Source organism: Arthrobacter sp. Y81, from assembly GCF_002929335.1.
Classification (GTDB): domain Bacteria; phylum Actinomycetota; class Actinomycetes; order Actinomycetales; family Micrococcaceae; genus Arthrobacter.
Genome location: NZ_PJIL01000002.1, coordinates 273,112 through 284,973, shown reverse-complemented (window position 1 = coordinate 284,973; position 11,862 = coordinate 273,112). Strand labels below are relative to the sequence as shown.

The 11,862-nt window shown below is 67.1% G+C and carries 8 protein-coding genes; 2 read left to right on the top strand and 6 right to left on the bottom strand.

The features are described 5' to 3' along the window. Window positions 1-46 precede the first annotated feature (46 nt). Window positions 47-1,900, bottom strand: a complete 1,854-nt coding sequence (locus CXQ91_RS04080) for an acetyl/propionyl/methylcrotonyl-CoA carboxylase subunit alpha (protein WP_374953621.1) — start codon at window positions 1,898-1,900, stop codon at window positions 47-49. A 124-nt stretch (window positions 1,901-2,024) separates the two neighbouring features. Next, the gene (locus tag CXQ91_RS04075) at window positions 2,025-2,714 is read right to left on the bottom strand and encodes a nucleoside triphosphate pyrophosphatase (RefSeq protein WP_104172644.1); all 690 of its coding nucleotides are present in this window, start codon (window positions 2,712-2,714) and stop codon (window positions 2,025-2,027) included. Between the two features lie 119 nt (window positions 2,715-2,833). Between CXQ91_RS04075 and CXQ91_RS04070 the strand changes: the two genes are divergently transcribed. After that, window positions 2,834-4,321 (top strand): HNH endonuclease signature motif containing protein, encoded by a 1,488-nt coding sequence (locus tag CXQ91_RS04070; RefSeq protein WP_104172643.1) that lies wholly within the window; start codon window positions 2,834-2,836, stop codon window positions 4,319-4,321. Between the two features lie 80 nt (window positions 4,322-4,401). On the opposite strand, the gene CXQ91_RS04065 is transcribed toward CXQ91_RS04070, so the two are convergent. Beyond that, entirely contained in the window at window positions 4,402-6,942 is a 2,541-nt protein-coding gene (locus tag CXQ91_RS04065; RefSeq protein WP_104172642.1) for an MMPL family transporter, read from the bottom strand. 1 nt (window position 6,943) lies between these two features. Further along, complete coding sequence (locus tag CXQ91_RS04060; protein WP_104172641.1) at window positions 6,944-7,624, bottom strand: TetR/AcrR family transcriptional regulator; 681 nt, start codon at window positions 7,622-7,624, stop codon at window positions 6,944-6,946. Between the two features lie 183 nt (window positions 7,625-7,807). Between CXQ91_RS04060 and CXQ91_RS04055 the strand changes: the two genes are divergently transcribed. Further along, on the top strand, window positions 7,808-8,359 hold the full coding sequence (locus tag CXQ91_RS04055; protein ID WP_104172640.1) for a hypothetical protein: 552 nt from the start codon (window positions 7,808-7,810) through the stop codon (window positions 8,357-8,359). Between the two features lie 115 nt (window positions 8,360-8,474). Here CXQ91_RS04055 and CXQ91_RS04050 read toward each other — a convergent pair whose 3' ends face one another. Continuing rightward, window positions 8,475-9,917 carry a dicarboxylate/amino acid:cation symporter gene (locus CXQ91_RS04050; protein WP_104172639.1) on the bottom strand — a complete coding sequence of 481 codons (1,443 nt, stop codon included), beginning with the start codon at window positions 9,915-9,917 and terminating at the stop codon, window positions 8,475-8,477. 169 nt (window positions 9,918-10,086) lie between these two features. Then, window positions 10,087-11,772, bottom strand: coding sequence for a DUF885 domain-containing protein (locus tag CXQ91_RS04045; RefSeq protein ID WP_104172638.1), 1,686 nt, complete (start codon window positions 11,770-11,772; stop codon window positions 10,087-10,089). Window positions 11,773-11,862 lie beyond the last annotated feature (90 nt).

Genomic DNA, 11,862 nt, shown 5'->3' with positions numbered 1-11,862 from the left:
GGCGGCGGGCATTGCTGTGTAGCGGTGGACTGAAACCGCTCCGGGTTCAGTCTTCGATCGTTGCGATCACGGCACCAGCGGACACCGTCTCGCCGGCGACGGCGGCCAGGCCCGTGATGGTGCCCGCCCGGTGCGCCGTGAGCGGCTGCTCCATCTTCATCGCTTCGAGCACGACGACGAGATCACCTTCGGCAACCACGACGCCTTCGGCGACGGCCACCTTCACGATGGTGCCCTGCATGGGGGACGTGAGCGCGTTGCCGCCGGCAGCTGCAGCCGCCCCGCCGGAACGTGAGCGCTTTTTGGCCTTGGCCGGCTTGGCGGAACCGCCGCCGGTGCTGAACGAGCCGAGTGACGCGGGCAGCACGACCTCCAGGCGTTTGCCGCCGACCTCGACGACGACGCGCTGGCGATCGCCGGCGTCGGACGCTTCAACGTCGGTGCCGGTCGGGGTCCAGGCGGGAATGTCGTTGACGAACGCCGTCTCGATCCAGCGGGTGTGGACTTTGAACGGTCCCTCTGCCGGGGCAAAGTCGGGGTTGGTAACAACGGCGAGGTCGAAGGGGATTACGGTGGGGATGCCCTCCACCACCATCTCCTCCAGGGCGCGGCGGGAGCGCTGCAGTGCCTGGGCGCGGGTGGCGCCGGTGACGATCAGCTTGGAGAGCATTGAGTCGAAGTTGCCGCTGATGACATCGCCCTGCTCCACGCCGGAGTCGATCCTGATACCGGGGCCGGTGGGGTTCTTCAGCGTGGTGATGGTGCCGGGAGCGGGCATGAAGTTGCGGCCCGGGTCCTCGCCGGTGATGCGGAACTCGATCGAGTGCCCACGCACCTCGGGGTCGTCGTAGCCCAGCTTCTCGCCGCGGGCCAGCCGGAACTGTTCGCGGACGAGGTCGATTCCGGTGACTTCTTCGGAGACGCAGTGCTCCACCTGGAGGCGGGTGTTGACCTCGAGGAAGGAGATGGTGCCGTCCTGGCCCACCAGGAATTCGCACGTTCCGGCGCCGAGGTAGCCGGCCTCCTTGAGGATGGCCTTGGAGGACTCGTAGAGGCGGCGGTTCTGCTCTTCGGTGAGGAACGGTGCCGGCGCCTCCTCCACGAGCTTCTGGTTGCGCCGCTGCAGGGAGCAGTCGCGGGTGGAAACCACAACGACGTTCCCGTAGGCGTCTGCCAGGCACTGGGTTTCGACGTGCCGGGGCGCGTCCAGGAAGCGCTCGATGAAGCATTCGCCGCGCCCAAAGGCAGCGACAGCCTCGCGGACGGCGGATTCGAAGAGCTCCGGAATTTCCTCACGCGTGCGTGCCACCTTGATGCCGCGGCCGCCACCGCCGAAGGCAGCCTTGATGGCCACGGGCAGGCCGAACTTGTCCACGAATTCGAGGATCTCTTCGGCGGATTCCACCGGATCGGCGGTGCCGGGGACCTGCGGAGCGCCCACCTTCTCCGCGATGTGGCGGGCCTGGACCTTGTCGCCGAGGGCGGAGATGGCCTCCGGGGAGGGCCCGATCCAGGTGATGCCGGCCCCGATGACCATGGCTGCGAACTGGGCGTTCTCGGCCAGGAAGCCGTAGCCGGGGTGGATGGCGTCGGCGCCGCACTGGTGGGCCACCTCGATCAGCTTTTCCATGACCAGGTACGACTCGGCGGCGGTGTTGCCGCCCAGTGCGTAGGCCTCGTCCGCCAGGCGCACGTGCAGGGCATCGCGGTCCGGGTCGGCGTAGACCGCCACCGAGGTGATGCCTTCGTCGCGGGCGGCGCGGATGATGCGCACAGCGATTTCGCCGCGGTTGGCGATCAGGACTTTGCTCAGCCGCTTGGAGCTCGTCAGGGCGGCACCTGCGTGGCTTGGGGCTGCGGACTGCTCTGGACTTGCGGACTGCTCCGAATTTGCTGACAAGGCGTCTCCTTCTTTCCTTCAGGGAGCCTAGCGCGATTTTGAGGGTTCCGCCGATATTACTTGCGGATTCCGCGCGTAAAGCTCCCAACCTTTGTAGGGAAGCTACAAAGAGCTGCGAATTGGCTCACTCAGCTCGGGCTTCAGCGGGGTCAACGGCCCCGCCGGTCCACAGCTCCGTGATGCCCACCTGCGCCTGGCCCAGCAGGCCGCGGAGGGTGGATATGGAGAGCCCGACGACAGTGTGGGGGTCGCCGTCGACCTTCCGGATGAAGGCCCCGCCGTAGCCGTCGATCGTGAAGGAGCCGGCGCACTGGAGCGGTTCACCCGTGGCAATGTAGGCCTCGATCTCCTCGCCGCTCATCTCCATGAAATGGACCTCGGCGGAGGTCACGGCGCCCAGCGTCGCGCCGGAACCGGCGCGTTCGCCGCCGTTGTTCTCCGACGAATCGGGGTCGGTGTCGCGGCAGTCCACCAGCCAGTGGCCGGTGTGCAGCACGCCCATGCTGCCGCTCATCCGCAGCATCCGTTCCCTTGCGACCTCGGCCGCGTACGGCTTGCCGTGCGCCTCGCCGTCGAACTCGAAGACGGAATCGCAGCCGAGCACCAGGGCGCCCTCCGCGTCCGGCAGCGAGGCAACGGCCTCTGCCTTGGCGCGCGCCAGCAGCAGGGCGGTGTCGTGCGGATCCGTCACGCCGTAACGGGCCTGGATGGCGTCTTCGTCCACGTCGGAGACCAGGATCTCGTGCCGGATGCCGGCGTGGCTCAGGAGTTTGGTGCGGGCGGGGGACTGGGAGGCAAGGATGAGGCGGGTCACCGCTCCAGCCTAGTTCCCTTCGGCCCGGTTGGCAGTGCCTCGAGAGCCGTTCCGCTCGGAGGGGCCCCGGCTGGTCGAGGGCGCCCAAAAATGTCAGAGCCCCAAGGGACACTTGAGCCATGGACGGTAATTGGGGGTCCGAAGCGGATCCGGCAACGGAGAATGCAGCCTTAGTGTTGCGCGGAGACACGTCTGAGCAGGACGGCGCCCGCCTGATTGACGAGATCCGGACCCTGGAAGACGAAAAGTCAGCCTTGGCCGCCCGCCAGGCCCGGCTGTCTGTCGCATTTGATCAGCTGCAGCGCCGGCAGCAGTCCGACGTCGGGATCCCCACTGACCAGCTCGGAGTCGGCGTCGGAGCACAGATCGCCCTCGCCCGTCGCGAATCCCCGGCCAAGGGAAGCCGGTTGTTGGGCCTGGCCAAGGCTTTGGTGACGGAGATGCCGCACACGCTCGCTGCCTTGGAGACTGGCCAGCTGAACGAGTGGCGGGCCACCTTGCTGGTGCGCGAAACGGCGTGCCTGTCCTCGGCGGACCGGTGTGGCGTCGATGAGGAACTCGCGCCCGACGCGGGGACGCTGGCCGGTGTAGGTGACCGGGCACTGGTGGCCGCCGCCCGTACCGCTGCCTATCGCCGCGACCCGCGCTCCGTTACCCAACGCGCCGCCCACGCCGCGACGGCGAGGCACGTCAGCCTCCGTCCCGCACCGGACACCATGTGCTATCTGACCGCCCTGTTGCCCGTCTCGGCCGGTGTCGCCGTTCTGGCCGCTCTGGTCCGGAACGCGGACTCTCTCCGCGCCGGCGGGGATCCCCGGTCCCGGGGCCAGATCATGGCTGATGACCTGGTTGAACGCGTCACCGGGACGCCGGGCGGGATCGCCGGCATCGAAATCCAGCTCGTCATGACCGACAGGACCCTCTTCCAAGGCGACGGCGAACCGGCACGCCTCCCCGGTTATGGCGTGGTTCCCGGCGGGTGGGCACGCGAGATCGTTGGCCGGGATGGATCGGCGCCCTCAACTTCCGGTCCTGGTGCTTCCGTACCCGGCGCGTTCCCATCCGGCGCAGCCGGCGACAAGGCTTTCAATATGTGGATCCGCCGTCTGTACACCGCCCCCGCCACGGGCGAGTTGGTGGCGATGGATTCCCGCGCCCGGCTTTTCCCCGCGGGACTCCGCCGCTTCATCGAGGCACGCGACGACACCTGCCGCACCCCCTACTGCGACGCACCCATCCGCCATCTGGACCACATCGTTCCCTGGCACGGCGGCGGAGCTACGACACAGGCCAACGGCGCCGGGCTCTGCGAAGCCTGCAACCACACCAAGGAAACGCCAGGCTGGAAAGCACGCCAGTCCACCGGACCGAGCGCCCCCGGCGGGACCAGGCATGCCATCCGACTGACAACCCCCACCGGCCACAGCTACCAATCCACCGCACCGCCGCTGCCCGGGACTCAACGCGGTAGCCCGGCCACAGACTCCGTTCACCACACAGAGTCCGGCCACCCGAAAGAAATCCGCCACCGGAAAGAGATCCGCCACCACGCCAAAATTCACCGGCGTGCCCTCCGGTCGAGGCGTGACGCTCCGTTCGCTGCGTAGCTAGGCACGGACCGCAGAAAGCGGAACGCCCGCCGATCGAGTGATCGGCGGGCGGCCAGCGGTGAAGTCGAGGAGTTCTGTCAGCGTGCGCCGACCTCTTCCGGATCTGCCACGGCGGGGGAGACCGCGGCCGGAGCATCCTTGCGGAGCTTCGCGCCTTCCACATCCACGTCGGGAAGGATGCGGTCCAGCCAGCGCGGCAGCCACCAGGCCTTGCCACCGAGCAGGTACATGACGGCCGGGACGATCGTCATGCGCACCACAAAGGCGTCGACCAGCACACCGAAGGCCATGGCGAAGCCGAGCGGCCGGACCATGTTCAGGTGCGAGAAGATGAAGCCGGCGAACACGCTGACCATGATGATGGCGGCCGCGGTCACCACGGCGGAGGCATGGCTGAACCCGCTCCGGACGGCGTGCTTCGCTGATTCCCCGTGCATGAACGATTCGCGCATGCCGGAGGTGATGAACACCTGGTAGTCCATGGCCAGTCCGAACAGCACGCCGATCAGGATGATGGGCAGAAAGCTCAGTACTGCGCCGGGATTCTCGACGCCGAATACCGTCCCCAGCCAGCCCCACTGGTAGACGGCCACCACGGCGCCGAAGGCCGCGGCGAGGGACAGCAGGAAGCCTCCGGTGGCGAGCAGCGGCACCACAATGGAGCGGAAAACCAGCAGCAGGATCAGGGACAGTCCCACCACGATGGCCAGGTACGGAGGCAGGGCATCACCGAGTTTGGTGGAGACGTCCACGTTGCCGGCCGTCTGGCCGGTAAGGCCGATGCCGACGCCCGTGGTGTCCCGGATTTCAGCGTTCCTGGCCCGCAGTTCCGAGACCACCTGAACGGTGCTGGCGCTTGCCGGGCCCTCCTTCGGAATCACCTGGAACACTGCAGTGCGGCGGTCCTCGCTGAGGGCAACCGGCACGGCGGCGGTGACGTTGTCCACGCCGCGGAGGATGTCCGCCACGTCGAACTGTTTGGCCCGGGCTTCCTCTTCGGTGAGTCCGGCCGGGAAGTCGCCCACCACCACGATGGGGCCCGTCATGCCTGCGCCGAAGCTGCGGCCGGTGACGTCATAGGCCTTGAAGGCCTGGGACTCCACCGGTTCCGAACCGCCGTCGGGAAGCGCCAGGCGGAGCTGGCTGGCGGGCAGCGCCAGGACGCCCAGAAGTGCCACGCCTGCCAGCAGTGCCATCACCGGGTGCCGGGTGACCAGGCCGCCCCAGCCGTGGCTGCTGCGGTGTTCTTCCCGTGCCCGGTCCTCGGTCTCGTGGCCGGGGGCGGCGTTGTGCCGCTCGGCCTTCGCCCACGCCCGTTTGGAGATCAGTCTCCGGCCAACCAGAGAGAGTACCGCCGGAGTGAGGGTCAGGGCCACGACGACGGCGACCGCCACCGTTGCGGCCGCGGACAGGCCCATGACTGCCAGGAACGGCAGCCCCGGAACCACCAGGGCTGCCAGTGCGATGATGACGGTCAGCCCTGCGAACATCACGGCGTTGCCCGAGGTTCCGGTGGCCAGGGCCACGGACTCCTCAGCGTCCATGCCGGTCAGCAGCTGGCTGCGGTGCCGATTGACGATGAACAGTGAGTAGTCGATGCCCACCGCGAGGCCGAGCATGAGCGCCAGCATGGGCGAGATGGAACTCATGTCCACGGCGCCGCTGAGGGCGAACGTGGCGCCCACTCCAACAGCCACGCCCACCACGGCCATCAGCAGCGGAAGCCCTGCGGCGATCAGGGTACCCAGCATTACGATGAGCACCAGGGCGGCGATGGCGATGCCGAGGATCTCCGAAATGCCGAAGAGCTCGGAGATATCTTCGGTGATGTCCTTGCTGGCCAGGGCCGTGACGCCGGCGGAGGAGGTTTCCCGGGCGATGTCCTGGACCTGCTGCCGGGCCTCCGGGGTCAGCCCGTTGATGGAGGTCTTGAACTGCACCTGGGCGATGGCGGCCTTGCCGTCCTCCGACACGAAGCGCATTCCCTGCGATGCCTCCAGCTGGCGTTTGCCGGCCGCAAGCGTCGCGGCGCCCTCCTCCAGTTCTTTGGTGCCGGCGTCGAGCTTTGCCTGGCCTTCCGTGAGGGCTGCCTTTTGCTGTCCGAGCTGCGCCTCGATCGCGGCGGCGAGCATGCCGGCGGCGGTCATCTGCTGTTCTGCGGCCTCAAGCTGCGCCTTTCCCGCAGCCAGCTCGGCGGCGGCCTGGTCCAGCCGGGCCTTGCCCGCTGCGGCCTGCTGCTCGCCGTCAGCGAGGTCGGCGGCTGCCTTGTCGAGCTGCGCCTGCGTCGCGAACGGATCCACTGTGCCCTGGACATCGGGAAGGGTCTTGAGCTTGGTCAGTGCGGCGGATACCGCATCCTTGCCGGCCTGGCTGAACTGGCCGTCCCGGGCCTCGAAGACAATGGTCGCCGAGCCGCCGGAGGCTTTGGGGAGCTCCTTCTTGAGCTTGTCCGCCATCTGCTGGGTTTCGGTACCGGGGATCTGGAAGTTGTTGGACATAGTGCCGTGGAAGGCAGCGGCAGATCCGCCCACGGCCACAAGCACGGCCAGCCAGAGGGAAATGACCAGCCAGCGGCGGCGATATGAGAACTTGCCGAGCCGGTAGAGGAAGAGCGCCATGTCAGTGCCGATCTGAGGAGAGGTTGGCGGTGGGCATGAAGCCTGAGCCGAGGAGGCCCATGGCGTCGATCAGGAGTTGACGGAGTATTGCCAGAGACTTGGCCGAAAGGTCGGCGCCGCACCGGGCGAACCAGACGTCCATGGCGGCCTTGCCGCAGGAGATCACGGAACCGGCCAGTGCACGGAGGTAGAGCTCATCGAGTTCCGCGCCGTGTGTCCCGGCGAAGCGCTCCCGGGCTGCTTCGATGATCTGCCCGGTGCAGTGGTCCCAGGCTTCAAGTTCGGAGCGGTTCAGCTGCGGATTCGACTGCGAGAGGCTGTACAGCTCGGCCATGGGGGCCACCGTCATGGGGTCGGCCAGCTGCACCAGTGCCGCGCGCGCCGATTCGAGGATGGGCTCGTCGGCGGGCCTCAGCCGGAACTGCGCCAGGGCGTTGTCCAGGAATCCGTGGGTGATGGAGGCCAGCGCCGCCTCCGTGCTGCCGAAGTAGTTGAAGAAGGTGCGGCGGGAGATTGCTGCGGCGTCGGCAATGTCCTCCACGGTGAAGTTCCCCGGTCCCTTGCTGCGCAGGAGCCGCAGGGAGGCGTCGGTGATGGCCTGGCGGGTCGCGGCCTTGTTGAGTTCCCGACGCGAGGGCGCGGGCGGGTCAGGGATGGTACTGCCGGGCTGGGTGGTGGGCATGCGCTTACACTACGTGCATATTTACACTCTGTGCAAGTTTCTGCTGAAGCCGGATTCACAGCTTCCTAACAGCTTGCTGACAGCTCATCCTTATGCGGATGCCGCACCCTTGGGGAAGGTAGGCGAACTGTAACTACCACCGGAAAGCAGCCGTGTTCCTGCGGCAGATCGAGGAGACGTGCCATGTCCAGCAGAAAGAAGTTAGGCCTCGGCCTGGGCGCTGCGGCCCTGGTTGTGGGGGCCGGGATTGGTGTCAGCGGAATTGCGTCGGCCGCCACTACGCCGACGCCCACACCGTCAGCCAGTGCATCGGCTGACGCCGGCACTGACGGTCACAACCGCGGCCACAAGGGTGGCCGGCACGGGCACGAAGGAGGTGTGCGGGCATCGGAGCTCGCCGCCAAGCTCGGTGTCGACGAAGCAAAGGTCACTGACGCGCTGAAGGCGTTCCGTGAAGCAAACAAGCCATCCGCGCGTCCTGCCGAGGGCACGAAGCCGGACCGGGCCGCCATGGAAGCCGCGCTGGCCAAATCCCTCGCGGAGTCCCTGGGCATAGACGAGGCCAAGGTCACTGCCGCCCTGGAGGAGTTGCGCAACGAGGCCCAGTCAGAACGCGCAGCCGCCCTGAAGACCCGGCTGGACAAGGCGGTGGCGGACGGCAAGCTCACGCAGGCCGAAGCGGATGCGGTCACCAAGGCCGTTGAGCAGGGCGTGATCGGCGGCGGAGGCCGCTAGGCCCGTCCGTCCTGACAGTGCCGCCGGGCTCCTGCAGCGATCGGCGAAGACGCCAATACGCAGAAGTCCCCCGGGAGATTCCCGGGGGACTTCTGCGTATTGACGACGCCGGATACTAGGCTTTCGCGCCTGCCAGCGCGCGGTCCTCGGCGGAAGCGGCTGCCGTCGGATCGGCAGCCGAACCCGCTGCTGCGTCTGCGTCATCGTCCACGAAAGGATCACCGTTGCGCGGGGCGTTGTACAGCGCCTCGTCCAGGATGCCCTCGCGCTTTGCGACGATTGTGGGCACAAGCGCCTGTCCGGCAACGTTGACCGCTGTGCGGCCCATGTCGAGGATCGGATCGATCGCCAGCAGGAGTCCGACGCCGGCCAGCGGCAGTCCCAGCGTGGAGAGGGTCAGGGTCAGCATCACGACCGCGCCGGTGGTTCCGGCGGTCGCGGCGGAGCCCAGTACCGAGACGAGGGCGATCAGCAGGTACTGGCTGAAGTCGAGCTGGATGCCGAAGAACTGTGCCACGAAGATCGCGGAGATGGCGGGGTAGATCGCGGCGCAGCCGTCCATCTTGGTGGTGGCTCCCAGCGGCACGGCGAAGGAAGCGTAGGCGCGGGGGACGCCCAGGCTGCGTTCGGTCACGCGCTGGGTCAGCGGCAGTGTGCCCACGGAGGAGCGGGAGACGAAGGCCAGCTGTACGGCGGGCCAGACGCCGGAGAAATACTGCTTGACGGAGAGCCCGTGGGTGCGGACCAGGACCGGGTAGACCACGAACAGGACCAGGGCCAGGCCGACGTAGATGGCGAACGTGAACTTGCCCAGTGAACCGATGGTGTCCCAGCCGTACACGGCTACGGCGTTGCCGATGAGGCCTACCGTGCCCAGCGGCGCGATCCGGATGATCCACCAAAGGACCTTCTGGATGACAGCCAAAGCTGAGGCGTTGAGGTTCAGGAACGGCTCGGCGGCCTTGCCCACCTTCAGGGCAGCCACACCGACGGCGATCGCGATCACCAGGATCTGCAGGACGTTGAAGCTGACGGCGGTGGTGGCCGCGCCCTCGGTGACGGTGGTGCTGGCGCCCAGGCCCAGGAAGTTCTTGGGGAAGAGGCCGATGAGGAAGGCCCACCAGTCACCGGATTTGCCCGAGTATTTGGCTTCCTGGGTGATTCCGGTGCTGGCGCCGGGCTGCAGCAGCACACCCAGGCCGATGCCGATCAGCACGGCGATCAGCGACGTGATGGCGAACCAGAGCAGCGTGTTCCACGCCAGCTTCGCGGCGTTGGATACCTGCCGGAGGTTCGAGATGGAACTGACGACGGCGGTGAAGATGAGCGGGACCACGGCGGTCTGCAGCAGGGAGACGTAGCTCGAGCCGATGGTCTGCAGGGTGGCGCCGAGGGCATTGGGGCTCGCCTTGGTGCTGCCCGTGTACTTGGCCAACAGGCCAAGGCCAAGGCCCACGATCAGGGCCGCGATGATCTGGAAGCCGAACGAACCGGCCCATTTGGGCAGCCGGAAGCCGGTGTTTCCTGCGGGGGAGGGGGTGCTGGTTTGAGTGCTCACCCGAACACGCTAGGCGCAGGTTTCATACCACCACGAACGCACGTTGAGAAATGTTACGGGAATAAAAGCGTCACCAGCGATGAGCGGCCCCGAAAAACGGCGTACTTGGGCACTTTTGTGAAGTTATTCCCCGCAACCATGTGGCAAACATCTCCCCCCGTGGGGGCCCCTACCCCAGCAGTGCGCGCTTGAGGGTGTCGAGGCCAACCGAGCCGATGTTCAGGGCCCTGGTGTGGAATTCCTTAAGGTCGAAACCGGGGCGTGCTTCGAGTTCGGCACGGATCTGCTCCCACAGGCGCTGGCCCACCTTGTAGGACGGTGCCTGGCCCGGCCAGCCCAGGTAGCGGGCGAACTCGAAGTTCAACTGGCCCTCGCTGATGGCCAGGTTTTCCTTCAGGAAGCCGTAGCCCTTGTCCGGCGTCCAGGTTCCGTTGCCCCAGCGTTCCGGAACCTCCAGCTCCAGGTGGACGCCGATGTCGAACACCACGCGTGCGGCACGCATGCGCTGCATGTCCAGCATGCCCATGTGGTCGCCCGGGTCCTGCAGGTAGCCCAGCTCCTGCATCAGTTTCTCGGCGTAGAGTGCCCAGCCTTCGCCGTGTCCCGACGTCCAGCAAACGTTGCGGCGCCACTTGTTCAGCAGCTCGCGGCGGTAGATCGCCGTGGCGATCTGGAGGTGGTGTCCGGGGACTCCTTCGTGGAACACCGTGGTGGTCTCGGCCCAGGTGGTGAAGGTGTCCTCCCCGGCGGGGACCGACCACCACATCCGGCCCGGCCGGCTGAAGTCATCGGTGGGTCCGGTGTAGTAGATGCCGCCCTCGTCGGTGGGGGCGATCAGGCATTCAAGGGTCTTCATGATGTCCGGAATCTCGAAGTGCACGCCGGCGAGATCCGCCACGGCCCTGTCCGAGAGGCCCTGCATCCAGGCCTTGAGGGCGTCGGTGCCCTCGAGCTGACGTGCGGGATCGCTGTTCAGGATCTCCTTGGCTTCCTCCACCGACGCCCCTGGGCGGATTTCGGCGGCCACACGTTCCTGTTCGGCAATGAGCCGTTCAAGTTCCTGGACGCCCCAGGCGTAGGTCTCGTCGAGGTCCACGGTCGCGCCGAGGAATTCCCGCGACGCCAGCGCATACCGGTCCCGGCCCACGGCATCCTTGGCCGGGGCCACGGGGAGCAGTTCAGTGGACAGGAAATCCGCCAGCTTCGCATAGGCCGCGCGGGCCGCGGCAGTGCCGTCGTCGAGCCTTGCCTGAAGGTCCGCGGAAAGCGGACCTTCAGTGGTCTTTGCGCCGGCCGCCATTTTCGCGAAGAAGCCGTCCTCGGCAGCGTACTTGGTGCATTGTTCGATGACGATTGACACCTGCCGCTCAGCGGAGACCTTCCCCTGCTCCTTGGCGGACCGCAGCGACTCGATGTAGCCGTTGATCGCTCCGGGGACGCTGTGGGCACGGCCGGCGATGTGCTCCCAGTGTTCCGCGGAATCGGTGGGCATCAGGTCAAAGATGGCGCGGATATTCTGCGCCGGCGACTCGATGTTGTTCAGTTCGGCGGCATCCCAGCCGGACGCGTGGATTTCCAGCTGCAGTCCCAGCCGTTCGCGCATGGCGTCCAGCGTGACGGCGTCCACGTCGTCTTCCGGTTCCAGCCCGTCCAGGGCCGCCAGAGTTTCGCGCGCTGCGGCGTCGAAGTCCGCTATCCCGGCCGGCGAGAAGTCCTGGAATTCTGTCTCGCTGCCCGGCACGCCGAGTGTCGTGGCAAGGCTCGGGTCGAGCCTGATGAGGGTTTCCGTATAGGCGTCGGCGACGGCGTCGATGGCTGTTTGGGGGCGCGCGGCGGCTGCGGGTTCGGTAGTCACCCCACGAGACTAACGGGGCAATCCCAGTTATGAAAGACTCACTGAACTTTTCGGAGTGTCAATGGCCGGCCTCCGCGGCGGTCTTGCGGC

What these genes read in the sequence shown, in the direction of transcription:
- CXQ91_RS04070 (WP_104172643.1), top strand. Translation starts at nt 2,834, where the DNA reads ATGGACGGTAATTGGGGGTCCGAAGCGGATCCGGCAACGGAGAATGCA.
- CXQ91_RS04065 (WP_104172642.1), bottom strand. Translation starts at nt 6,942, where the DNA reads ATGGCGCTCTTCCTCTACCGGCTCGGCAAGTTCTCATATCGCCGCCGC.
- CXQ91_RS04060 (WP_104172641.1), bottom strand. Translation starts at nt 7,624, where the DNA reads ATGCCCACCACCCAGCCCGGCAGTACCATCCCTGACCCGCCCGCGCCC.
- CXQ91_RS04055 (WP_104172640.1), top strand. Translation starts at nt 7,808, where the DNA reads ATGTCCAGCAGAAAGAAGTTAGGCCTCGGCCTGGGCGCTGCGGCCCTG.